The sequence below is a fragment of the Xanthomonas sp. D-109 genome, assembly GCF_017746095.1.
Classification (GTDB): domain Bacteria; phylum Pseudomonadota; class Gammaproteobacteria; order Xanthomonadales; family Xanthomonadaceae; genus Xanthomonas_A; species Xanthomonas_A sacchari.
In genome coordinates, this window is sequence record NZ_JAGHWV010000021.1 from 35,433 (window position 1) to 58,062 (window position 22,630).

The window sequence follows — 22,630 nt, forward strand, 5'->3', positions numbered from 1 at the left end:
CTTGCGCCAGCCGTAGCTGCGTTTCCAGGTAGCCAGGCAGCTCATGCGGCGCCGCGCTGCGCGGAAGCGGGCGCAGCCCCATCCTCGGCACCCGGCGAACGCATCGCCTCCGAATCGCTGGCGCGCACCGGCGGATGCGATAGCCGCACCGGCTCCGGCGCCACTTCCGCGCGCAGCAGCGGCAAGGCGTAGGCATGCTCGCGCACCAGGAAATCCAGCATGCGTTCGCGCACGATGCAGCGCAGGTCGAAGGCATCGCCGGAGTTGCGTGCGCTGACCAGCAGGCGCACCTGGATCGTGCGCTCGCTGGTGTCGGTCACCTGGGTCACGCAGACCCGTCCGTCCCAGAGCGGCTCGCTCTTGCAGATGCGCTCCAGCTCGGCGCGCACCTGCGCGATCGGCGTGCGGTAGTCCAGCCACAGGAACGCGGTGCCGAGCAGGTCGGCGCTGTTGCGCGTCCAGTTCTGGAACGGGTTCTCGATGAACCAGGTCAGCGGCACCACCATGCGCCGCTCGTCCCAGATCCGCACCACCACGTAGGAACTGCCGATCTCCTCGATACGACCCCACTCGCCTTCGACGATGACCACGTCGTCGAGACGGATCGGCTGGGTCAGCGCGATCTGCAGGCCGGCGATCAGGTTGCCGAACACCGGCTTGGCGGCGATACCGGCGACCAGGCCGATGATGCCGGCCGAGGCCAGCAAGGTGGTGCCGATCTGCCGCACCGCCGGGAAGGTCAGCAGCACGATCGAGGTGCCGACCAGGATGATCGTGCCCATCGCCACCCGCGCCAGCACCCGGGTCTGGGTCTGCACGCGGCGCGCGGTGAGGTTGTCCGCCACCTCGATCGGATGGCTGCGCAGGATCGCCGTTTCCAGCGCCGCCACGCCGCGCACCAGCAACCAGGTCACGCAACCGATCATGCCGATGTGCAGCAGGTGCTGCAGGTCGGTCAACGCCTTCTCGTCCAGCGGCGTGGATTCGAGCGCGAAGCTGAGCATCAGCATCGGCAGCAGGAACGCGACCGGCACGCTGATCACGCGCACGATGCGCGCGCGGCGGTAGTCGCGGCCGCGCATGCGCTGGGCGATGCGCAACAGCAGCCACCAGGCCAGGAAACCGAGAATCAGTGCGGCGCCGATCGGCAGCGTATAGGCACGCCAGGGCACCCAATGAAGATCGAGGGTCAAGATGCGCTCCTGTGTCGGGGGGGGGAGGAGTCGCGACAGTCTGGCAGCGCGGGGATTAGCGCGATGTCGAGCGGGTGCGGCGGCGCCCGGGCGACGACCGCCATCGCGGAGGACACCGCGCCTGTGCACGTTTCAGAAACCAGTTGCGTCCCGACCCGCTGCGCAATGTCGCAGCAAAGGTCGTTGCACACTGCCTGCGTCGACGCGCGCTGCGCGCGCCGCCGGCGACAGCAAGCGATTACGCCAGCGGCGTGGCGACGGTACGCCCGTTCTGCTTGCGCACGATCGCCATCGCGATCTCCAGCGACTGCTCGTAGTTCAGGCGCGGATCGACGCTGGAGCGGTAGGCGCGCTCGAGGTCGCGCTCGGTCAGTTCGCGCGCGCCGCCGGTGCACTCGGTGACGTCCTCGCCGGTCAGCTCCAGATGCACGCCGCCCAGCCGGGTGCCGGCCGCGGCATGGATGTCGAACGACTGCTCCACCTCGCCCAGGACGTTCTGGTAGCGGCGGGTCTTGTAGCCGTTGCTGGTGCTCTCGGTGTTGCCGTGCATCGCATCGCACACCCACAGCACGCGGCGGCCGTCGCGCTTCACCGCGTCCAGCAGCGGCGGCAGCTTCTCGGCGATCTGCGCCGCGCCCATGCGGTGGATGAAGGTCAGCCGGCCCGGTTCGTCTTCCGGATTGAGCACGTCGATCAGACGCAGCAACTGATCCGGCTGCGCCGACGGTCCGACCTTGATCGCGATCGGATTGCGGATGCCGCGGAAGTACTCCACGTGCGCGCCGTCCAGCGCCGCGGTGCGCATGCCGATCCACGGATAGTGCGTGCTGAGGTTGAACCAGCCCCACTGCCGCGGCACCTCGCGGGTCAGCGCCTCCTCGTAGGGCAGCAGCAAGGCCTCGTGCGAGGTGTAGAAATCGACGCGGTTGAGGTTGTACAGCTGCGCGCCGGACAGGGTCTCCATGAAGCGCACCGCATCGCCGATCGAGGCCACCATCTTCTGGTAGTCCTCGGCCAGCGGCGAATAGCCGACCCAGCTCAGGTTCCAGTACTCGGGATGGTGCAGGTCGGCGAAGCCGCCGTCGATCAGCGCACGCACGAAGTTCATGGTCATCGCCGAACGCGAGTGCGCGGTGATCATGCGTCGCGGATCCGGCACCCGCGCCTGCGCGGTGAACTCCGGGCCGTTGACCACGTCGCCGCGGTAGCTGGGCAGGGTCACGCCGTCGCGGGTCTCGGTATCGGCCGAGCGCGGCTTGGCGTACTGCCCGGCATAGCGGCCGACCCGTACCACCGGCAGGCGCAGGCCGTGGACCAGCACCAGGCTCATCTGCAGCAGCACCTTGAGCCGGTTGGAAATGGTGCCGGATTCGCAATCGTTGAAGTTCTCCGCGCAATCGCCGCCCTGCAGCAGGAAGCGCTTGCCCTCCTGCGCCTCGGCCAGCTGCTTCTTCAGCGCGAAGATCTCCCAGGACGTAACCAGCGGCGGCAAGTGCCGCAGTTCCGCCAGCGCGGCCTCCAGCGCCTGCGGGTCCGGATACACCGGCATCTGCAGCGCCGGCCGCTCACGCCAACTGGCAGGTGACCAGGACGGCGAGGGGGAGGCGGATACGGCGGCGGCGGACAGATTCATGAAAGGACTCCTTGGCAGTGTGCGATGTTCGCAGAGCCGGGGCGCGCCGCATAGCGCCGCACCCCGGTCACGCTGGCAGCGCCGCGACATGAACGGCAAGCAACACCGCGACGCCACCATGACTTCCGGCCTACGCCGGCGTTTTTGCGAAAGCACACTGTTATTAAGTAACAACTCCTCCCCTTCGGTCCGCCTCGCCATGACACCTCGCCCCCTCTCCTCCGCCATCGCCCTGGTCCTGCTGCTCGCCCCCGGCCTCGTCTTCGCCGCGGACGCTACCGACAGCACCGCTGCCGCCGAACCGACCGTCGATCTCGACCCGGTCACGGTCACCGCCAAGCTGGAAGCCGCGCGCAACGCGCTGTCGCCGGACATCGGCAGCAGCCAGTACGCGATCAGCGCCGAGGACATCGCGCGCCTGCCGCTGGGCGCCTCCACCCCGCTCAACCAGGTGCTGTTGCAGGCGCCGGGCGTGGTCCAGGATTCCTACGGCGGCGTGCACGTGCGCGGCGACCACGCCAACCTGCAGTACCGCATCAACGGCGTGATGATTCCCGAGTCGATCTCCGGCTTCGGCCAGACCCTGGACCCGCGCACGATCAAGAACATCCGCCTGCTCGACGGCGCGCTGCCGGCGCAGTTCGGCGACCGCACCGCGGCGGTGGTCGACATCACCACCAAGAACGGCGTGGAACTGGGCAACGGCGGCAGCGTCGGCATCACCGGCGGCTCCTACGGCACGCTCAACCCCAACGCCTCGTGGTGGGGCAGCGACGGCCGCTTCAGCTGGTTCGCCAGCGGCAACTACCTGCAGAACCGCATCGGCATGGAGAACCCGACCGACAGCGACAACCCGATCCACGACAAGACCCACCAGGGCAAGGGTTTCGCCGACCTCAGCTACCTGCTGAACGAGAACACCCGGCTCAGCCTGCTGGTCGGCTACGCCAACAACCGCTTCCAGATCCCCAACAACCCGGGGCAGACGCCGGCGTTCACCTACCAGGGCACCAGTACCTTCGATTCCTCCCAGCTCGACGAGAACCAGCGCGAGAACACGCGCTTCGGCACCCTGGTGCTGCAGGGCGCGCTCGGCGACACCAGCTACCAGCTATCGGCCGGCCAGCGCTACAGCAGCGTGGCCTTCTCCCCCGACATCGCCGGCGACCTGATCTTCAACGGCATCGCCTCGCAGGTGCAGCGCGCCAACCGCGCCAGCACCCTGCAGGCCGACTTCTCCACGCCGTGGGGCAGCACCCACACCCTGCGCTACGGCGTGTACGGCAACTTCGAACACGCCAACGCCAGCAACAACGCCTATGTGTTCCCGGCCAACGACGACGGCAGCCAGAGCAGCGACGTGCCGCTGTTCATTCCCGACGGCAGCCGCTTCCACGCCAGCACCTACGCGGTGTACCTGCAGGACGAATGGCAGCCGAGCGACGCCTGGACCATCAACTACGGCGTGCGCGGCGACCGCTACAAGGCCTTCGGCACCACCGAGGGCCAACTCAGCCCGCGCCTGGGCGTGGTCTGGCACGCCAGCGACAGCACCACCCTGCACGCCGGCTACGCACGCTACTTCACTCCGCCGGCCACCGAGCTGATCTCCACCAGCGACATCGCCCTGTACGACGGCACCACCAACCAGCAGTCGCCGAACGGCGCCTCGACCAAGCCGCTGAGCGAGCGCAGCGACTACTACGACCTGGGCATCTCGCAGATGGTCGGCGACCACCTGACCCTGGGCCTGGACACCTACTACCGCAAGGCCGATCGCCTGCAGGACGAAGGCCAGTTCGGCGCCGCCTACGTCTACTCCACCTTCAACTACCGCTACGGCCGCATCCGCGGCGCCGAGTTCAGCGCCGACTACAGCAACGGGCCGATCAACGCCTACTTCAACGCGGCCTACAGCAAGGCCATGGGCAAGCAGGTGATGACCAGCCTGTACAACTTCGACCCGGATGCGCTGGCCTACGCCAACGACCACTGGATCCACCTGGACCACGACCAGAAGCTGACCTCCTCCGGCGGCATCAACTACGCCCTGGCCGAGGACAGCCGCATCGGCGCCGACTACCTGTTCGGCAGCGGCCTGCGCACCGACGCCGACGGCGTGCCCAACGGTGGCGAGCTGCCGGCGTACTTCCAGCTCAACCTCAGCGCCGGCCACGACTTCGCCCTGGCCAGCAGCCACCCGCTGCACGCGCAACTGGCGGTGCTCAACGTGCTCGACCGCCACTACCAGTTGCGCGACGGCGGCGGCATCGGTGTGTTCGCGCCGCAGTGGGCGCCGCGCCGTGGTGTGTACCTGAGCCTGCAGCAGGACTTCTGAGCAAGGCCCTGACGGCGGCCTGCGGCATGTCGATCGGCGTGCCGCAGGCCGCGACACAGTGAACGACGGTGGTTGTGGCGGACTGATGCAAACGCAACGGCGGCCAGTAGGCGGCTCCCGGTCGGTTGAGGGGCCACCGCCAACCGCCGGGTAAGATGCATCCGGACCACCCGATCAAGGCACGTCCAGCAATTCAGCGAGGCCGCGCGCCGCGTCGTGGCCGTGGGATCGCCCAGCGGAGGCAGCGCCACACGGCATGCCGATCGCACACGAACCGCCACGACGCATTGCCATGCCCCCGTCCAGACAGGTTTCGCACATGCGCAAGTACCTGTTCGCCGCCTTCGCGGCCACCCTCCTCGCCTGCGCTGCGCCATTGCCGGTGCATGCCGAACGCGTCACGGACTTCCGGATGCCGATCGTCGTGGAAGGCGTCGACTACGATCTCGCCGCACGCGTGTATCGCCCCACGGGCCACGGTCCGTTCCCGCTGATCGTCATCCACCACGGCACACCCGCGGACAAGCGCAAGCTCGTCGACACCCGCCTTGGCTTCGCCCGCGCCGCGCGTTGGTTCGTCGCCCGCGGCTATATGGTGGTGCTGGCGCTGCGGCCCGGCTACGGCAGCTCCAGCGGCAGCTATCTGGAAGGCGCAGGCAATTGCCACGACGTCGATTTCGTCGCCGCCGGGCACAGGATCGCGGCGGCCGAGGCGGCGATCGTCGACGCCGCCGCACGCCTTCCCGACGTGGACCCGCAGCGCATCGTCGTGGTCGGCCAGTCCGCCGGTGGCCTCGGCGCGGTGGCGCTGGCCGATGCGCCGCCGCCGGGCGTGCGCGGCGTCATCAGCTTCGCCGGCGGGCGCGGCAGCAACGGCAAGGAGGTCATCTGCGCCGGCGAGGACCGCCTGATCGCGGCGGAGAAGACCCTGGGCGCGGCCAACACGCTGCCGCAGCTATGGCTGTACGCCGAGAACGATCACTTCTTCCGACGCGAACTGGCGCACCGCATGTATGCCGCCTACCGCGCCGGCTCGACGCCGCCGGTGAGCTTCGTCGATCTGCCGCCATTCGGCGACGACGGCCACAAGACCTTCGCCCAGGCCGATCCGTCGGTGTGGGCAACACCGGTGGCGGCGTTTCTCGCCCAGGTCCTGCCGCAGGCGGCGAAGGTGCCTGCGCAGGCCGGTCTCGGGCCAACGACGGAGGCGCCAGCCAGGTAGGCCGCAGGATCGCAGGGCGACCTGTACGCGACGACAGCGAGCGCCAACGCTTCCCAGCGTGACCGCGGCACCGCCCAGCAACGCTGCCGCCAGGCGCCCGGTCAGGCCGGGCGATTGACGCGCAGCAGGTGCACGCTCAGATCAACGTGCGCTTGCGGCTCTTGAACCCGGCATAGAGCGCGAACACGGCCAGCAGCACGAAGCAGATCAGGCACCACATCGGCATCGACAGGCCAAGGAAACGCCAGTCGATGTTGCCGCAGTCGCCGGTGCCGGTCAGCACCCGGCGCAGCACCTCGAACGGCCCCATGGTCTCGCGCAGGAAGCTCAGCGGCGGGCCGCAGGAGGCCATCGGGTCCGGGAACAGCTGCACCGAGACGTGCTTGGTGGAGATGCCGGCGCCCACGAGCGCGGCCAGGAACCCCAGCACGCCGTAGATCTTGCGTCCGCCGGCACTGCGCGGCCCATGCAGGGCACCGAGCAGGAACAGCACGCCCAGCGCGGCGAAGGCGATGCGCTGGAAGATGCACAGCGGGCACGGTTCGATGCCCAGCCGGTACTGCACGAAGATCGCATAGCCCAGCAAGCCGGCGCAGATCAGAAAGCCGAGCAGGAACTGCGCGCGGAAACCCCAACGTAACGGATTCATCGGACTCGAACTCGCATCGACGATCCGCGCATTATCCGCGATCGTGCGCTCCATCACCATGCGCCCCGGCGCTTTTGCAACCGTTCGCCAGCCCGGCGACAACGGCGCTACCAATCCCGAATCCCGACTCCCCAATCCCCGCCCCAAAAGCAAAAAAGCCCGGACATGCCGGGCTTCTTGCTACTGCAGGGGCGGACCGATTACTCGGCCACTTCCTCGGCCACGGCCGGGCGGTCGACCAGCTCGACGTAGGCCATCGGCGCGTTGTCGCCGGCGCGGAAGCCGCACTTGAGGATACGCAGGTAGCCACCCGGGCGCGCCTGGTAGCGCGGGCCCAGCGTGGTGAACAGGGTGCCCACCGCTTCCTTGTCGCGCAGGCGCGCGAACGCCAGGCGGCGGTTGGCGACGTTGTCGACCTTGGCCAGGGTGATCAGCGGCTCGGCGACGCGGCGCAGTTCCTTGGCCTTAGGCAGGGTGGTCTTGATCAGCTCGTGCTTGATCAGCGACGCCGCCATGTTCTTGAACATCGCTTCGCGGTGGGCGCTGGTGCGGCTGAACTTACGGCCGGATTTCTGGTGACGCATGGGTTGGGATTCCTATGGAAGAGTGGGACTGTTGGAGATCGCTGTCGCCGTCCTGGCGCTGAATGTGGACTGCGGATGGTCCGTGCCGGCCGTCCCTGACCGGGCGACGTCGCGGGCTTGGCGACCCGTCGACGTGGTGATGCGGATGAAGCGAACCACACGCGGCCGATGCCTTGCGGCACCGGCCGGATGCGCAAAACTCAGCCGAGCATGCCGTGCTGGGCGACGCCGGCCGGCGGCCAGTTCTCCAGCTTCATGCCGAGCGACAGGCCACGCTGGGCCAGCACTTCCTTGATCTCGGTGAGCGACTTCTTGCCCAGGTTCGGGGTCTTGAGCAGCTCGACTTCGGTCTTCTGGATCAGATCGCCGATGTAGTAGATGCTCTCGGCCTTCAGGCAGTTGGCCGAACGCACGGTCAGTTCCAGATCGTCGATCGGACGCAGCAGCACCGGATCCACGCCGTTGCTGGCCGGCTTGGCCGCGCCACGGTCGCGATGGGTGAAGTCGCCGAACACCGACAGCTGGTCGCTGAGGATGTCGGCGGCGGTGCGCACGGCTTCCTCGGCATCGATCGTGCCGTTGGTTTCGATGTCCAGGACCAGCTTGTCCAGGTCGGTACGCTGCTCGACGCGGGCCGACTCGACCGCGTAGGCGACGCGGCGCACCGGCGAGAACGAGGCGTCCAGGACCAGGCGGCCGATGGTGCGGGTCTCTTCGTCCGGACGACGACGCGCGGCGGCCGGCTGGTAGCCGAAGCCACGCTCGATCTTCAGACGCATGTTGATCGCCGTGTCCTTGGTCAGGTGGCAGATCACGTGGTCGTTGTTGAGGATCTCGACGTTGTGGTCGGTCTTGATGTCGGCGGCAGTGACCGTGCCCGGACCCTGCTTGGACAGCGACAGCGTGGCGCTGTCACCGGTATGCATGCGGATGGCCACGTCCTTGAGGTTCAGCAGGACTTCCAGCACGTCCTCCTGCAGCCCTTCGACCGTGGTGTACTCGTGCAGCACGCCGTCGATCTCGACTTCGGTGATCGCGAAGCCGGGAATCGAGGACAGCAGCACGCGACGCAGGGCGTTGCCCAGCGTATGCCCATACCCGCGCTCCAAGGGCTCGATCACGACCTTGGCGCGGTTGTCGGTAAGGCGTTCGATCTGCGGCCCACGCGGGCGCAGAACCTGGTTGGCGGTAACCGTCATGTTGCGGGTTCTCCTGACGAGCCTCCGTGGACCGGAGGCTCTCCGATGTGATTACTTCGAATACAACTCGACGATCAGCGCTTCGTTGATGTCGGCAGGCAGGTCCGCACGGTCCGGCACGGCCTTGAAGATGCCGCTGAACTTCTTCGAATCGACCTCGACCCACGACGGGTTCAGGTCATGCGTTTCGGCAACGGTCAGCGCTTCCTGCACGCGAAGCTGCTTCTGCGCCTTTTCCGACAGGGCGATCGCGTCGCCGGCCTTGACCTGGTACGAGGCCAGGTTCACCGACTTGCCGTTGACCAGCACGCCACGGTGCGACACCAGCTGGCGCGCGGCCGGACGGGTGACGGCGAAGCCCATGCGATAGACAACGTTGTCCAGGCGGGTTTCCAGCAGCTGCAGCAGGTTCTCGCCGGTGTTGCCCTTCTTGGTCGAGGCCTTCTTGTAGTAGTTGCGGAACTGACGCTCCAGCAGGCCGTAGATACGCTTGACCTTCTGCTTTTCGCGCAGCTGGGTGGCGTAGTCGGACAGCTTGCCCTTGCGGGCGGTCGCGCCGTGCTGGCCGGGCTTCTGCTCCAGCTTGCACTTGGAGTCCAGCGCACGCGCCGGGCTCTTGAGGGAAAGATCGGCGCCTTCGCGGCGCGCGAGCTTACAGGTAGGACCGATATAACGAGCCATTTCTTATCGCTCCTTTAGACGCGACGCTTCTTCGGCGGACGGCACCCGTTGTGCGGGATCGGCGTCACGTCGATGATGTTGGTGATCTTGTATCCGACGTTGTTCAACGAACGGACGGCGGACTCGCGACCCGGACCCGGGCCCTTGATGCGCACTTCCAGCGACTTCACGCCGTAGTCGAGCGCAGCGCGCCCGGCCTTCTCGGCGGCCACCTGCGCCGCGAACGGCGTGGACTTGCGCGAACCGCGGAAACCGGCGCCACCGGAGGTCGCCCAGGACAACGCATTGCCCTGACGGTCGGTGATGGTCACGATGGTGTTGTTGAACGAAGCGTGGACGTGGGCGACGCCGTCGGTGACGACGCGCTTGATCTTCTTCTTGGTCTTTGCTGCTGCGGGCTTAGCCATGTCGGTCCCTTACTTCTTGATCGCCTTGCGCGGACCCTTGCGGGTGCGGGCGTTGGTACGGGTGCGCTGACCGCGCAGGGGCAGGCCACGACGGTGGCGCAGGCCGCGGTAGCAGCCCAGGTCCATCAGTCGCTTGATGGCGATGCCGATTTCGCGACGCAGGTCGCCTTCGACGATGTACTTGCCGACTTCGAGACGCAGGCGCTCGATTTCCGGCTCGGACAGGTCGCGGATCTTGGTGGTCGAGGTCACGCCTGCGGCTTCGCAGACCTTCTTCGAACGGGTACGGCCGATGCCGTAGATGCTTTGCAACCCGACCCAGACGTGCTTCTGGGCTGGCAGGTTGACGCCTGCAATACGCGCCATGACGCGGTTCTCCAACTGAGTGATGGCCCGACGGCGCACCACGGCGCCATCCGGCAGGATGGATCAAAAAGTGAACTTGTAAGTCTAGCAAGGTCTCGGGTTACATGGAAGCCCGCGGAACCGCAAGGTTCCGCAAGCCCGGCATGGGGAGTGTGCCCATGCTCCGGCGCCGGACGTCGTTGACAGGGAGAAACCTCCGCCCTGCCGCCCGCGCTACTCCAGCGCAGGACCACCACGTCTCACCCGCGCACGAGACCGCTGCACGGGCCGCCCTTCAAGTCGGAAGACTGCGCCCGGGAGCCGGGGCGTCTTCGCGGAAGGATTCAAACAGTATAGCAATCAACCGCGGGCAAAACCGCCGCCGCGCGAGCCACCCTTGAGGTTGGCCTTCTTCAACAGGCTTTCGTACTGGTGCGACATCAGGTGCGCCTGAATCTGCGCGATGAAGTCCATCACCACCACGACCGCGATCAGCAGCGAGGTGCCGCCGAAGTGGAACGAGGTGCCGAGCTGGGCACGCATCACTTCCGGCAGCAGGCACACGATCACCAGGTACACCGAGCCGGCCGCGGTCAGGCGGGTCAGCACGCCGTCCACGTAATCGGCGGTGGCCTTGCCCGGACGGATGCCCGGAATCAGCGCGCCGGACTTCTTCAGGTTGTCCGCGGTTTCCTGCGAGTTGAACACCAGCGCGGTGTAGAAGAACGCGAAGCCGATGATCAGCGCAGCGAACACGATCATGTGCACCGGCTCGCCCGGGCCGAGCGCATTGGCGATGCGCTGCAGCACGCTGCCGAAGGTGCTGTTGGAGGCGGCCTGGCCCGACCACATCGACAGCGTCGCCGGGAAGGCGAGGATGCTCGAGGCGAAGATCGGCGGAATCACGCCGGCCATGTTGAGCTTCAGCGGCAGGAACGAGGTCTGGTTCATGTACGCGTTACGACCGCCCTGGCGGCGCGCGTAGTTCACCGTGATCCGCCGTTGCCCGCGCTCGACGAACACCACGAACAGGGTGAAGGCGAGGATAGTCAGCACGATCAGCAGCAGCGCGATGAAGCTCATGTTGCCGTCGCGGAAGGCCTCGACGGTCTGGATCGCCGCCGCCGGCAGGCCGGCGACGATGCCGGCGAAGATGATCAGCGAGACGCCGTTGCCGATGCCGCGCTCGGTCACCTGCTCGCCGACCCACATCAGGAAGATGGTGCCGGCGGTCAACGCGATCACCGCGGTGAGCACGAAGCCCATGCCGGGGGCGTACACCACCGGCGCGCCGCCCGGTGCGGTCTGGTTCTGCAGCGCCAGGGCGATACTGCCGCCCTGCACCACCGCCAGCAGCACCGCGCCGATGCGCGAATACTGGGTGATCTTGCGCCGGCCCGACTCGCCTTCCTTCTGCATCGCCTTCAGCGACGGGAAGATGTGCGTGGCCAGCTGGATCACGATCGATGCCGAGATGTACGGCATCACGTTCAGCGCGAAGATGCTGAAACGGTGCAGGGCGCCGCCCGAGAACATGTTGAACATGTCCACGATGCCGCCGCCCTGCGCCTGCATCAGCGCAAGCATGGCTTCGGGATTGACGCCCGGCACCGGCACATAGCAGCCGATGCGGTAGACGATCAATGCGCCGATGACGAACAACAGGCGCTGGCGAAGTTCCGTGAACTTGCCGAGCCCGCCGCCGAGATTCCCCATGCCAGCCTGCGCCATCTGCGTGTTACTCCTGCACGCTGCCGCCGGCAGCTTCGATTGCCGCCTTGGCACCGGCGGTCGCGGCGACGCCCTTCAGCACGAACTTCTTGGTCAGTTCGCCCTTCAGGACCACCTTGGCCTTCTTCGCGGTGCTCGGGACCAGCTTCGCGGCGCGCAGCGCGGCGAAATCGATCTCGCCAGCCGGCAGGTTGTCGAGCTGGTAGGACAGCACTTCGGCGGTGTCCTTGGCCATCTTCGAACGGAAGCCGATCTTCGGCAGACGGCGCTGCATGGGGGTCTGACCGCCTTCGAAGCCGGCCTTGATCTTGCCGCCGCCCTTGCGCGCGAACGAACCCTTGTGGCCGCGGCCGGCGGTCTTGCCCAGGCCGGAACCGATGCCGCGACCGACGCGGGTGCGCTCGGTGCGCGCGCCCGGCGCGGGCTTCAGATCATTCAGATGCAAAGTCATGGTCGATTACTCCTCAACCTGGACGAGGTACTGAACCTTGTTGATCAGGCCGCGCACTTGCGGGCTGTCCTTCAGTTCGCGCACATCGTTGAGCTTGTTCAGGCCCAGGGCACGCACCGACAGGCGGTGACGCGACTGGGTACCACGCAGGCCGCGCACCAGGCGCACCTTGACGGTCTTGGTGGATTCATTAGCCATGGGTCAGATCCTCCACCTTCTTGCCGCGCTTGGCCGCGATGCGGGCCGGCGACTGCATGTCTTCCAGGCCGCGCAGGGTGGCGCGCACCAGGTTGATCGGGTTGCGCGAACCGACGGCCTTGGCCAGCACGTTCTTCACGCCCACCGCTTCCAGCACGGCGCGCATCGCGCCGCCGGCGATCACGCCGGTACCTTCCGAGGCCGGCATCATGAACACGCGCGCCGCGCCGTGGCCGGACTTCACCGGGTGCCACAGGGTGCCGTTGTTCAGATCGATGTTGAGCATGCCCTTGCGCGCATACTCCATCGACTTCTGGATCGCGACCGGCACTTCGCGCGCCTTGCCGTAACCGAAGCCGATCTTGCCGTTGCCGTCGCCGACCACGGTCAGCGCGGTGAAGGTGAACTGGCGACCGCCCTTGACCGTCTTGCTGACGCGGTTGACCGCGACCAGCTTCTCGATCATGCCGTCGTCGACTTTCTCTTCGCGGTTGCGGTCGCGATCACGACCCCGCGGTGCACGCTGTTCTTCAGCCATTGTGATGTCCTTGATAGAGGAAAAGATTTACGGCTTCGTTGCCGCTTGTGGTTGTGGTCTGGAGCCGTGTTCCCCGGACGCGCGCAGAAGGCGCGCCAAGGTCCGATGCAGCCCGCATCGACGGGACGGGCACGGCATCGCCGCACCCGCAAGGATCAGAACTGCAGGCCGCCTTCGCGCGCGGCGTCGGCCAGCGCCTTGATGCGGCCGTGGTAGCGGTAGCCCGAGCGGTCGAAGGCGACCTTCTCGACGCCCGCGGCCTTGGCGCGCTCGGCGATCAGCTTGCCGACCTTGGCGGCGGCGTCGCTGTTCTTGCCGTTCTTCAGGCCGTCCTTGACGTCGGCCTGCAGCGTGTTCGCCGCGGCGAGCACCTTGGAGCCGTCGGCGGTGAAGACCTGCGCGTACAGGTGCTGGCCGGTGCGCAGCACCGACAGGCGGGCGACGCCGAGCTCGCGGATGTGAGCGCGGGTCGACTTGGCGCGACGCAGGCGGGCGATGTTCTTGTTGATGGTCATGTCTGTGTCCTACGGAAGCTGAAGGAAGCGAGGCGTTCGTGGGGAATCCGGCCTCGCGAGGCCGGACTCCTGGCGGAAGGACCTGGCTTAGGCCTTCTTGGCTTCCTTGCGAATGATGGCTTCACCGGCGTACTTCACACCCTTGCCCTTGTAGGGCTCCGGCGGACGGAAACCGCGGATCTTGGCGGCGACTTCGCCGACGCGCTGCTTGTCGGCGCCCTGCACCAGGATCTCGGTCTGCGTCGGCGCGGTCAGGGTGATACCCTCCGGCGCGACGAACACGATCGGGTGCGAGAAGCCGAGCGCCAGGCTCAGGTCCTTGCCCTGCATCGTGGCGCGGTAGCCGACGCCCACCAGCTCGAGCTTGCGCTCGAAGCCCGCGGACACGCCCTGCACCATGTTCGCCAGGATGGCGCGGACGGTGCCGGTGATGGCGATGTGCGACGGATCGTTCGCCGACAGCGTGGCGACACCGTTTTCCTGCTTGATTTCGACGCCGGCCGGCTTGGCCAGCGACAGGGTGCCCTTCGGGCCCTTGACGCTGAACTGATCGGCCTGGACGGTGAGTTCGACGCCCTTCGGGAGGGAGATCGGCTTCTTGGCTACGCGGGACATATGAGTGCTCCTTCCCTTAGGCCACGAAGCACAGGACTTCGCCACCGACGCCGGCCTGACGGGCCTGCGCATCGGTCATGATGCCCTTGGACGTGGAAATGATGGCAACGCCCAGACCGCCGAGAACCTTCGGCAGCTCGGTCTTGCCGCGGTACTGGCGCAGACCCGAACGCGACACGCGCTTGAGCGTATCGATGACCGGACGGCCCTCGAAATACTTCAGCACGATTTCCAGTTCGGACTTGTTGTTCTCGATCGCGTTGACGCGCAGATCGCTGATGTAGCCTTCGGCCTTCAGCACTTCCGCGATCGCAACCTTGATCTTGGAGGACGGCATCTTCACCGTCGGCTTGCCAACCGCGGCCGCATTCTTGATGCGGACCAGCAGGTCGGCGATGGGATCAGTCATGCTCATGGTGTCTACCTTTGAGTGCACCGATATCCGCTTTCGCGAAAATCTTGTGTGGTGGAGCGGTGGAATGACGCAGGGGGTGAAGCGCAGCCGCCGGAGGAACCCGCGGCGGCTGCCATACCCGTCCCTGCCGCGAGGCAAGGAGCGGGAGTATACGACAAAAAGTCCGACTTGCGTCGGACTCGTTGTCTGAACGACACGCGGGCGGCCAGACCGCCCTGCCCGGCCCCGCGAACGGGACCGGCGCCGCTGGAATTACCAGCTGGCCTTGCGCAGGCCCGGAACGTCGCCGTTCATGGTCGCCTTGCGCAGCATGTTGCGGCCCAGGCCGAACTTGCCGTACACGCCACGCGGGCGGCCCGACAGTTCGCAACGGGTGCGCTGGCGGCTCGGCGACGAATCGCGCGGCAGCTTCTGCAGCTTGGTCACGGCCTCGGCCTTCTCGTCGTACGAGGCGGTGCCGGAGGCGATGATCTTCTTCAGCGCATCGCGCTTGTCGGCGAACTTCTTCGCCAGCTTCTTGCGCTTGATGTCGCGGTTGACCATGGAGGTCTTTGCCATCTGTAAATCCTCGGGATTCGAGAGTGGGGATTGGAGATTTTCAGAACCCGGGATGTGACGGGCGCAGCGCCCTTTCCATCCCGAATCCCGAATCCCGAATCCCGGCTGTCAATCAGTTACGGAACGGGAACTTGAACGCTTCGAGCAGCGCCTTGGCTTCGGCGTCGGTCTTGGCGGTGGTGGTGATGGCGATATCCATGCCGCGGATCGCGTCGACGGCGTCGAAGTCGATTTCCGGGAAGATGATCTGCTCCTTCACGCCCATGTTGAAGTTGCCGCGGCCGTCGAACGAACGCCCCGAGACACCACGGAAGTCGCGCACGCGCGGCAGCGAGATGTTGATCAGGCGGTCCAGGAACTCGTACATCTTGGCGCGACGCAGCGTGGTCTTGCAGCCGATCGGCCAGCCATCGCGGATCTTGAACGAGGCCACCGAGATGCGCGACTTGGTCACCACCGGCTTCTGGCCGGAGACCTTGGCCATGTCGGCAACGGCGTTTTCCAGGATCTTCTTGTTCGTCGCGGCTTCGCCCACGCCCATGTTCAGCGTGACCTTGACCAGCTTCGGCACTTCCATCGGATTGGTGTAACCGAACTTCTTCATCAGAGCCGGTACCACTTCTTCCTTGTAGATCTTTTCGAGACGGGAAGTCATTGTGTCATTCCTCAGGCGTCGAGCGCCTCACCGCTGGAGCGGAACACACGCAGTTTGCGTCCATCCTCCAGCACCTTGAAGCCAACGCGGTCGCCCTTGCCCGTGGCCGGGTTGAGGATCGCAACGTTGGAGATATGGATCGACGCTTCGCGCTCGACCACGCCGCCGGCGACGCCCGCCTGCGGGTTCGGCTTGGTGTGGCGCTTGACGATGTTCGCGTTGGAGACGACCACGCGGTCGCCGTCGACGCGGACGACTTCGCCCTGCTTGCCCTTGTCCTTGCCGGTGGTGACGACGACCTGGTCGCCCTTCTTGATACGGTTAGCCATGTGTATGTCCTCCGCTCACAGCACTTCGGGAGCGAGCGAGACGATCTTCATGAACTTCTCGGAACGCAGCTCGCGGGTCACAGGCCCGAAGATGCGCGTACCGATCGGCTCCTGCTTGTTGTTGAGCAACACCGCGGCGTTGCCGTCGAAGCGGATCAACGAACCGTCCGGACGACGCACACCCTTGCGGGTACGCACGACGACGGCGTCGTAGACTTCGCCCTTCTTGACCTTGCCGCGCGGGATCGCGTCCTTGACGGTGACCTTGATGATGTCGCCAATGTGCGCGTAGCGGCGCTTGGAGCCGCCGAGCACCTTGATGCACATCACTTCCTTGGCACCGGAATTGTCGGCGACGTCGAGGTAGCTCTGCATCTGGATCATGATTCAGATCTCCCTTATTCGGCCGCGCGGGTGACGATTTCCACCACCCGCCAGTTCTTGGTCTTGGACATCGGCGCAATCTCGGTCACGCGCACGACATCGCCTTCGTTGCAGGCGTTGTCGGCATCGTGGGCGTGGAGCTTGGTCGAGCGCTTGATGTACTTGCCGTACAGCGCATGCTTGACCTGACGCTCCACCAGCACGGTGACGGTCTTGTCCATCTTGTTGCTGACCACACGGCCTTCGACCGTGCGCAGCGTCTTGCTTTCGTTATTGTCGCTCATCGCGGCCATCCTTACTTCGTGCTGCCGAGCAGGTGCTTGACGCGAGCGATCTCGCGGCGCACCCGGCGGGTTTCGTGAGTCTTCGGCAGCTGCCCGGTGACCTGCTGCATGCGCAGGGCGAACTGCTCCTTGCGCAGATCGGTCAGGTGGGCCTTCAGATCGTCGGCCGACTTCTCGCGGAGTTGTTTGATGTCCATCAGCGTACCGTCCGGGTCACGAAGGTGGTGGTCACCGAAAGCTTGGCAGCGGCCAGGCGGAACGCCTCGCGCGCGACATCTTCGCCGACGCCTTCGATTTCATAGATCATGCGACCGGGCTGGATCTGCGCGACCCAGTACTCGACGTTACCCTTACCGGAGCCCATTCGCACTTCGATCGGCTTCTTGGTGATCGGCTTGTCCGGGAACACGCGGATCCACATCTTGCCGCCGCGCTTGACGTAGCGGCTGATCGAGCGGCGTGCCGCTTCGATCTGGCGCGCGGTCAGCTGACCGTGCGCCGTGGCCTTCAGCCCGTACTCGCCGAAGCTGACGGCGTTTCCGCTCCACGCCAGGCCGTCGTTACGACCCTTGTGCATCTTGCGGTATTTGGTTCGCTTGGGTTGCAACATTGCCGTTACCTCGCTTCACGGGCCGGACGCGACGGACGGTCGCCACGGTCGCCGCGATCGTTACGATCGTTGCGCGGGGAATCGTCCTGCTTTTCCTGGCCAACCTGGGAGAAATCGAAGATCTCGCCCTTGTAGATCCAGACCTTGATGCCGATGATGCCGTAGGTCGTCTTGGCTTCGGCGAAGCCATAGTCGATGTCGGCACGCAGCGTGTGCAGCGGCACGCGGCCCTCGCGGTACCACTCGGAACGGGCGATTTCCGCACCGTTCAGACGGCCGGCGACGTTGACCTTGATGCCCAGGGCACCCAGGCGCATCGCGTTGCCGACCGAGCGCTTCATCGCGCGGCGGAACATGATGCGACGCTCCAGCTGCTGCGCGATCGACTCGGCGACCAGCTGCGCATCCAGCTCCGGCTTGCGCACTTCGGTGACGTTGATGTGGGCGGGGACGCCCATCATCTCGCTCACTTCCTTGCGCAGCTTCTCGATGTCCTCACCGCGCTTGCCGATCACCACGCCCGGGCGGGCGGTGTGGATCGTCACGCGCGCGGTCTTGGCCGGACGCTCGATCAGGATCTTGCTGATGCCCGCCTGCGCCAGCTTCTTGCGCAGCATTTCGCGGACCTTGAGGTCGGCTGCCAGGTAACCGGCGAACTCGGCCTTGTTGGCGTACCACTTGGAATTCCAGTCCTTGGCGATACCCAGGCGGATTCCGATCGGATGAACTTTATGACCCATCGTCTTTTCCTTTCCGCTTACTTGGCGGCGCCCACAACCACAGTGATGTGGCTGGTGCGCTTGAGGATGCGGGTACCGCGGCCTTTCGCCCGCGCCATGAAACGCTTCAGGGTCGGACCTTCATCAACCATGATGGTCTTGACCTTCAGCTCGTCGACATCCGCGCCCTGATTGTTCTCGGCATTGGCGATCGCCGACTCCACCACCTTCTTGATCAGGTGGGCAGCCTTCTTGTCCGAGAACTTCAGCAGGTTGACCGCCCGCTCGGCGGAAAGACCGCGCACCTGGTCGGCGACCAGGCGGGCCTTCTGCGGGGAGATGCGCGCGGTGCGCAGGATTGCTTTCGCTTCCATCGTCATCTCTCCTTACCGGCTCGACTTCTTGTCGCCACCGTGACCCTTGAAGGTCCGGGTGACGGCAAATTCGCCGAGCTTGTGGCCGACCATGTTCTCGTTGACCAGCACCGGAACGTGGTTCTTGCCGTTATGCACGGCGATGGTGAAACCCACCATCTCCGGCAGGATCATCGAGCGACGCGACCAGGTCTTGATCGGACGCTTGCTACCGGCCGCGGCCTCCACCTTCTTGACGAGGTGGTGATCGACGAACGGGCCCTTCTTGAGTGAACGTGCCATGGTCGATTAGCCCCTACGATCGCGGACGATGAATTGTTCGGTGCGCTTGTTATGGCGCGTCTTGTAACCCTTGGTCGGGACACCCCACGGGGTGACCGGATGCGGATTACCCTGACCGGCCTTCGCCTCACCACCACCGTGCGGGTGGTCGACCGGGTTCATGGCCGCACCGCGAACGGTCGGACGCACGCCACGCCAGCGCTTGGCGCCCGCCTTGCCCAGCTTCTCGAGGTTGTGCTCGTCGTTGCCGACTTCGCCGATGGTGGCGCGGCACTCGGACGGCACCTTGCGCATTTCGCCGGAGCGCAGACGCAGGGTGGCGTAGATGCCTTCACGCGCGACCAGCTGCACCGCGGCGCCGGCGGCACGCGCGATCTGCGCGCCCTTGCCCGGCTTCAGCTCGATCCCGTGGACGGTGGTACCGACCGGGATGTTGCGCAGCGGCAGGGTGTTGCCGGTCTTGATCGGCGCATCCGAACCCGCAATCACCTGGTCGCCGGCCTTCAGGCCCTTCGGCGCGATGATGTAGCGGCGCTCGCCGTCGGCGTAGCACAGCAGGGCGATATGGGCGGTGCGGTTGGGATCGTATTCGATCCGCTCCACGCGCGCCGGGATACCTTCCTTGTTGCGCTTGAAGTCGATGACGCGGTAGTGCTGCTTGTGGCCACCGCCGACGTGGCGGGTGGTGATGCGGCCGTGGTGGTTACGACCACCGGACTTGCTCTGCTTTTCCACCAGTGCAGCGTGCGGGGCGCCCTTGTGCAGATCGGGCGTGACCACGCGCACGGCCGAACGACGGCCTGCGGAGGTGGGCTTGAATTTCATCAATGGCATGGGATGTACCTCAGGCCTTGGCCGTTACGTCGATGGACTGGCCTTCGGCCAGACGCACGTACGCCTTGCGCCAATCGCCGCGACGACCGCTGCGCGAACGGAAGGACTTGTTCTTGCCCTTGACGTTCAACACGTTGACCGACTCGACCTTGACGTCGAACAGCTGCTCGACCGCGGCCTTGACATCGGCCTTGGTGGCTTCGTTCGAAATCTCGAAGACGTACTGATTGGAGAGTTCCTGCAGGCGCGCGGTCTTTTCGGAGACACGCGGAGCGCGCAGCACGCTGAAGATTTTTTCGTTGCTGCTCATGCCAGCCACTCCTCGACCTTCTTGACCGCATCGGCGGTGATCACGACCGTATCGGCCCCGACCAGCGACACCGGATCCAGGCCCTGCACGTCGCGCACTTCCACGTAGGGAAGGTTGCGGGCGGACAGGTACAGATGCTCGGACGCCTCTTCGGTCACGATCAGCGGGCGCTTGCCCACTTCCAGACCCTTCAGCTTCTCGACCAGGCCCTTGGTCTTGCTGGCCTCGACGTCGAACGCGTCGACGACCATCAGGCGGCCCTGGCGGTTCAGTTCCGAGAGGATCGCGCAGATGGCCGCGCGGTACATCTTGCGGTTGACCTTCTGCTCGAAGCTGCGCGGCTTGGCCGCGAAGGTCACGCCACCGCCGACGAAGATCGGAGCGGTCAGCGCGCCGTGGCGAGCGCCACCGCCCTTCTGCTTCTTCGACTTCTTGGTGGTGCCGTTGACTTCCGAACGCGTCTTCTGCGCCTTGGTGCCGGCGCGGCCGGCGTTGCGATAGGCGACGACGACCTGGTGAACCAGATCCTCGCTGAAATCGCGGCCGAACACGGCGTCGGAGACCGAGACCTTGTTGTTGCTACCCGTGATAACGAGTTCCATCGTCATCTCTCCTTATGCCTTGCTAGCCGGACGCACGATCACGTCGCCACCGGCAGCGCCAGGCACAGCGCCGCGAATGGCGATCAGGCCACGCTCGACATCGACCTTGACCACTTCCAGATTCTGCGTGCTCTGCTGCACAGCGCCCATGTGGCCGGACATCTTCTTGCCCGGGAAAACACGACCCGGGGTCTGGCGCTGACCCAGCGAACCCGGCGCGCGATGCGACAGCGAGTTACCGTGGGTGGCATCGCCCATGCGGAAGTTGTGCCGCTTGATGGTGCCCTGGAAGCCCTTACCCTTGGTGACGCCCTGGACGTCGACCTTCTGGCCGACGGCGAAGATGTCCGCCTTGATTTCGCCGCCGACGGCGAACTCGCCCAGCTGCGCGTCCTCGACGCGGAACTCCCACAGGCCGCGACCCGCTTCGACCTTCGCCTTGGCGAAATGGCCGGACGCCGGCTTGTTGACCAGCGCGGCGCGACGGGCGCCCACGGTGATCTGCACGGCGCTGTAGCCGTCGGCTTCGACGGTCTTGAGCTGGGTGATGCGGTTCGGGGTCGCTTCGATCAGGGTGACCGGGATGGAGCGGCCGTCTTCGGTGAAGACGCGACTCATGCCGGCCTTGCGGCCCACGAAGCCCAACGAATACTTCTTCGTCATGGTCGTAGTCCTCAGGTCAACTTGATCTGGACATCGACGCCAGCCGCGAGTTCGAGCTTCATCAGCGCGTCCACGGTCTTGTCGTTGGGGTCGACGATGTCGAGCACGCGCTTGTGCGTGCGGGTCTCGTACTGGTCACGCGCGTCCTTGTCGACGTGCGGGGAAACGAGGATGGTGTAGCGTTCGATCTTGGTCGGCAGCGGGATCGGGCCACGCACTTGCGCGCCGGTCCGCTTGGCCGTCTCGACGATCTCGCTGGCCGAACGGTCGATCAAACGATGATCGAACGCCTTCAGCCGAATCCGGATCTTTTGGTCCGCCATGACGGTGGGTTCCTTCGTTAAAAGAGCGACGGGCAAGGCCTCTGGGATACCTGCCCCGGTTGTTTCCTGATGTCGTACCGCAGAGCATCCGGCTCGGCGGGGGCATTCCTCCGCCCCAAAAACTGGGGCAGACCAGTCGACCCGGCCTGCCCAGACGGAAAAGTATAATGCGCAGCTAGAGCAGCGTCAACAACCCAGGGTTGTTGAGTGCTCCATGCGACGCGACCTTCCCGGTCCTGCGAACACGAGCGGCATCCTGCCTCTCTTTTCGCTGTCTTGCCGGCGCCCTACCCAGGAACGCCGAGCCGCGCATTATAGCGACGACTTCACGCCTCCGCAACACCACGGTGCAGCAAATCGCAAGATTTCTGCATGGCCCGAAACGACGAAGGGCCGGCGTGCGCCGACCCTTCGCGATGCCGGCGACCGCGGTCGCTGGCGATGTAACCGGCGGCCTGCGCCGCCAGAGGGCATTACTTGATGATCTTGGCCACCACGCCGGCGCCGACGGTGCGGCCGCCTTCGCGGATCGCGAAGCGCAGGCCTTCGTCCATCGCCACCGGGTTGATCAGCGTCACCACCATCTTGACGTTGTCGCCCGGCATCACCATCTCCACGCCTTCCGGCAGCTGCACCGCACCGGTGATGTCGGTGGTGCGGAAGTAGAACTGCGGACGGTAGCCCTTGAAGAACGGAGTGTGACGGCCACCCTCGTCCTTCGACAGCACGTACACTTCGGCTTCGAAGTCGGTGTGCGGCTTGATCGAACCCGGCTTGCACAGCACCTGGCCGCGCTCCACGTCGTCACGCTTGGTGCCGCGCAGCAGCAGACCCGCGTTGTCGCCCGCCTGGCCCTGATCCAGCAGCTTGCGGAACATTTCCACGCCGGTCACGGTGGTCTTCTGCGTGGCACGGATGCCGACGATTTCGATTTCGTCGCCCACCTTGATGATGCCGCGCTCGATACGACCGGTCACCACGGTGCCGCG

33 protein-coding genes are annotated in these 22,630 nt (G+C 65.8%); 2 read left to right on the top strand and 31 right to left on the bottom strand.

Translation table 11 applies throughout. The features are described from left to right. Nucleotides 1–41 precede the first annotated feature (41 nt). Nucleotides 42–1,193 (bottom strand): mechanosensitive ion channel domain-containing protein, encoded by a 1,152-nt coding sequence (locus tag J7357_RS17595; RefSeq protein ID WP_209248489.1) that lies wholly within the window; start codon nt 1,191–1,193, stop codon nt 42–44. Between the two features lie 238 nt (nt 1,194–1,431). After that, the gene (locus J7357_RS17600; RefSeq protein ID WP_209248491.1) at nt 1,432–2,826 is read right to left on the bottom strand and encodes a 3-deoxy-7-phosphoheptulonate synthase class II; all 1,395 of its coding nucleotides are present in this window, start codon (nt 2,824–2,826) and stop codon (nt 1,432–1,434) included. Nucleotides 2,827–3,025: 199 nt separating this feature from the next. On the opposite strand from J7357_RS17600, the gene J7357_RS17605 reads away from it, so the two are divergent. After that, complete coding sequence (locus J7357_RS17605; protein ID WP_209248493.1) at nt 3,026–5,164, top strand: TonB-dependent receptor; 2,139 nt, start codon at nt 3,026–3,028, stop codon at nt 5,162–5,164. A gap of 319 nt (nt 5,165–5,483) precedes the next feature. Continuing rightward, on the top strand, nt 5,484–6,386 hold the full coding sequence (locus J7357_RS17610; RefSeq protein WP_209248495.1) for a CocE/NonD family hydrolase: 903 nt from the start codon (nt 5,484–5,486) through the stop codon (nt 6,384–6,386). Between the two features lie 136 nt (nt 6,387–6,522). On the opposite strand, the gene J7357_RS17615 is transcribed toward J7357_RS17610, so the two are convergent. The 29 genes from J7357_RS17615 to J7357_RS17755 all read right to left on the bottom strand — a co-directional run. Beyond that, nucleotides 6,523–7,035, bottom strand: a complete 513-nt coding sequence (locus tag J7357_RS17615; RefSeq protein ID WP_209248497.1) for a disulfide bond formation protein B — start codon at nt 7,033–7,035, stop codon at nt 6,523–6,525. Between the two features lie 200 nt (nt 7,036–7,235). Next, nucleotides 7,236–7,619, bottom strand: a complete 384-nt coding sequence (rplQ, locus tag J7357_RS17620) for a 50S ribosomal protein L17 (RefSeq protein ID WP_010340456.1) — start codon at nt 7,617–7,619, stop codon at nt 7,236–7,238. Between the two features lie 200 nt (nt 7,620–7,819). Beyond that, nucleotides 7,820–8,818, bottom strand: a complete 999-nt coding sequence (rpoA, locus tag J7357_RS17625) for a DNA-directed RNA polymerase subunit alpha (protein WP_010340455.1) — start codon at nt 8,816–8,818, stop codon at nt 7,820–7,822. Nucleotides 8,819–8,869: 51 nt separating this feature from the next. Further along, a complete protein-coding gene (gene rpsD / locus J7357_RS17630; RefSeq protein ID WP_010340454.1) occupies nt 8,870–9,499 on the bottom strand; it encodes a 30S ribosomal protein S4 in 630 nt (209 codons plus the stop codon). A gap of 14 nt (nt 9,500–9,513) precedes the next feature. Beyond that, nucleotides 9,514–9,906, bottom strand: a complete 393-nt coding sequence (gene rpsK / locus J7357_RS17635) for a 30S ribosomal protein S11 (RefSeq protein ID WP_003470632.1) — start codon at nt 9,904–9,906, stop codon at nt 9,514–9,516. Between the two features lie 9 nt (nt 9,907–9,915). After that, the gene (gene rpsM / locus J7357_RS17640; protein ID WP_010340453.1) at nt 9,916–10,272 is read right to left on the bottom strand and encodes a 30S ribosomal protein S13; all 357 of its coding nucleotides are present in this window, start codon (nt 10,270–10,272) and stop codon (nt 9,916–9,918) included. 339 nt (nt 10,273–10,611) lie between these two features. Next, nucleotides 10,612–11,982, bottom strand: a complete 1,371-nt coding sequence (gene secY / locus J7357_RS17645; RefSeq protein ID WP_010340452.1) for a preprotein translocase subunit SecY — start codon at nt 11,980–11,982, stop codon at nt 10,612–10,614. 7 nt (nt 11,983–11,989) lie between these two features. Then, nucleotides 11,990–12,433, bottom strand: a complete 444-nt coding sequence (gene rplO / locus J7357_RS17650; RefSeq protein WP_010340451.1) for a 50S ribosomal protein L15 — start codon at nt 12,431–12,433, stop codon at nt 11,990–11,992. A 6-nt stretch (nt 12,434–12,439) separates the two neighbouring features. Beyond that, nucleotides 12,440–12,631: a 50S ribosomal protein L30 gene (gene rpmD, locus J7357_RS17655; protein ID WP_010340450.1), complete on the bottom strand. Its 192-nt coding sequence runs from the start codon at nt 12,629–12,631 to the stop codon at nt 12,440–12,442. Continuing rightward, nucleotides 12,624–13,169, bottom strand: coding sequence for a 30S ribosomal protein S5 (rpsE, locus tag J7357_RS17660; protein WP_010340449.1), 546 nt, complete (start codon nt 13,167–13,169; stop codon nt 12,624–12,626). Before rpsE ends, rpmD begins: the two co-directional genes overlap by 8 nt. A gap of 155 nt (nt 13,170–13,324) precedes the next feature. Continuing rightward, nucleotides 13,325–13,684: a 50S ribosomal protein L18 gene (gene rplR, locus J7357_RS17665; RefSeq protein WP_160967017.1), complete on the bottom strand. Its 360-nt coding sequence runs from the start codon at nt 13,682–13,684 to the stop codon at nt 13,325–13,327. Nucleotides 13,685–13,771: 87 nt separating this feature from the next. After that, nucleotides 13,772–14,299, bottom strand: a complete 528-nt coding sequence (rplF, locus tag J7357_RS17670) for a 50S ribosomal protein L6 (protein ID WP_160967015.1) — start codon at nt 14,297–14,299, stop codon at nt 13,772–13,774. Between the two features lie 16 nt (nt 14,300–14,315). Beyond that, a complete protein-coding gene (gene rpsH, locus J7357_RS17675) occupies nt 14,316–14,714 on the bottom strand; it encodes a 30S ribosomal protein S8 (protein ID WP_010340446.1) in 399 nt (132 codons plus the stop codon). 252 nt (nt 14,715–14,966) lie between these two features. Further along, a complete protein-coding gene (rpsN, locus tag J7357_RS17680; protein WP_010341607.1) occupies nt 14,967–15,272 on the bottom strand; it encodes a 30S ribosomal protein S14 in 306 nt (101 codons plus the stop codon). A gap of 112 nt (nt 15,273–15,384) precedes the next feature. Beyond that, nucleotides 15,385–15,927: a 50S ribosomal protein L5 gene (rplE, locus tag J7357_RS17685; protein ID WP_010341606.1), complete on the bottom strand. Its 543-nt coding sequence runs from the start codon at nt 15,925–15,927 to the stop codon at nt 15,385–15,387. An 11-nt stretch (nt 15,928–15,938) separates the two neighbouring features. Continuing rightward, a complete protein-coding gene (gene rplX / locus J7357_RS17690) occupies nt 15,939–16,256 on the bottom strand; it encodes a 50S ribosomal protein L24 (RefSeq protein WP_010341604.1) in 318 nt (105 codons plus the stop codon). Between the two features lie 15 nt (nt 16,257–16,271). Next, on the bottom strand, nt 16,272–16,640 hold the full coding sequence (gene rplN / locus J7357_RS17695; RefSeq protein ID WP_003486699.1) for a 50S ribosomal protein L14: 369 nt from the start codon (nt 16,638–16,640) through the stop codon (nt 16,272–16,274). A 14-nt stretch (nt 16,641–16,654) separates the two neighbouring features. After that, on the bottom strand, nt 16,655–16,924 hold the full coding sequence (gene rpsQ, locus J7357_RS17700) for a 30S ribosomal protein S17 (protein ID WP_010341599.1): 270 nt from the start codon (nt 16,922–16,924) through the stop codon (nt 16,655–16,657). A gap of 11 nt (nt 16,925–16,935) precedes the next feature. Next, nucleotides 16,936–17,121: a 50S ribosomal protein L29 gene (gene rpmC, locus J7357_RS17705; RefSeq protein WP_010341597.1), complete on the bottom strand. Its 186-nt coding sequence runs from the start codon at nt 17,119–17,121 to the stop codon at nt 16,936–16,938. Next, nucleotides 17,121–17,534, bottom strand: a complete 414-nt coding sequence (gene rplP / locus J7357_RS17710) for a 50S ribosomal protein L16 (RefSeq protein WP_003470657.1) — start codon at nt 17,532–17,534, stop codon at nt 17,121–17,123. Before rplP ends, rpmC begins: the two co-directional genes overlap by 1 nt. Nucleotides 17,535–17,539: 5 nt before the next feature. Further along, a complete protein-coding gene (rpsC, locus tag J7357_RS17715; protein WP_010341595.1) occupies nt 17,540–18,274 on the bottom strand; it encodes a 30S ribosomal protein S3 in 735 nt (244 codons plus the stop codon). Nucleotides 18,275–18,291: 17 nt separating this feature from the next. Next, complete coding sequence (gene rplV / locus J7357_RS17720; RefSeq protein ID WP_003470663.1) at nt 18,292–18,627, bottom strand: 50S ribosomal protein L22; 336 nt, start codon at nt 18,625–18,627, stop codon at nt 18,292–18,294. Between the two features lie 12 nt (nt 18,628–18,639). After that, complete coding sequence (rpsS, locus tag J7357_RS17725) at nt 18,640–18,909, bottom strand: 30S ribosomal protein S19 (RefSeq protein WP_003470666.1); 270 nt, start codon at nt 18,907–18,909, stop codon at nt 18,640–18,642. A 6-nt stretch (nt 18,910–18,915) separates the two neighbouring features. Beyond that, nucleotides 18,916–19,743: a 50S ribosomal protein L2 gene (gene rplB, locus J7357_RS17730; RefSeq protein WP_010341593.1), complete on the bottom strand. Its 828-nt coding sequence runs from the start codon at nt 19,741–19,743 to the stop codon at nt 18,916–18,918. 10 nt (nt 19,744–19,753) lie between these two features. Next, nucleotides 19,754–20,053 (bottom strand): 50S ribosomal protein L23, encoded by a 300-nt coding sequence (rplW, locus tag J7357_RS17735; protein WP_010341592.1) that lies wholly within the window; start codon nt 20,051–20,053, stop codon nt 19,754–19,756. Next, the gene (gene rplD, locus J7357_RS17740) at nt 20,050–20,655 is read right to left on the bottom strand and encodes a 50S ribosomal protein L4 (RefSeq protein ID WP_010341591.1); all 606 of its coding nucleotides are present in this window, start codon (nt 20,653–20,655) and stop codon (nt 20,050–20,052) included. Before rplD ends, rplW begins: the two co-directional genes overlap by 4 nt. Nucleotides 20,656–20,667: 12 nt before the next feature. Beyond that, nucleotides 20,668–21,318: a 50S ribosomal protein L3 gene (gene rplC / locus J7357_RS17745; RefSeq protein ID WP_010341590.1), complete on the bottom strand. Its 651-nt coding sequence runs from the start codon at nt 21,316–21,318 to the stop codon at nt 20,668–20,670. A gap of 11 nt (nt 21,319–21,329) precedes the next feature. Beyond that, nucleotides 21,330–21,641: a 30S ribosomal protein S10 gene (rpsJ, locus tag J7357_RS17750; protein WP_010341589.1), complete on the bottom strand. Its 312-nt coding sequence runs from the start codon at nt 21,639–21,641 to the stop codon at nt 21,330–21,332. Between the two features lie 473 nt (nt 21,642–22,114). Further along, a partial coding sequence (locus J7357_RS17755; RefSeq protein WP_209248499.1) for an EF-Tu/IF-2/RF-3 family GTPase occupies nt 22,115–22,630 on the bottom strand: 516 nt, incomplete at its 5' end.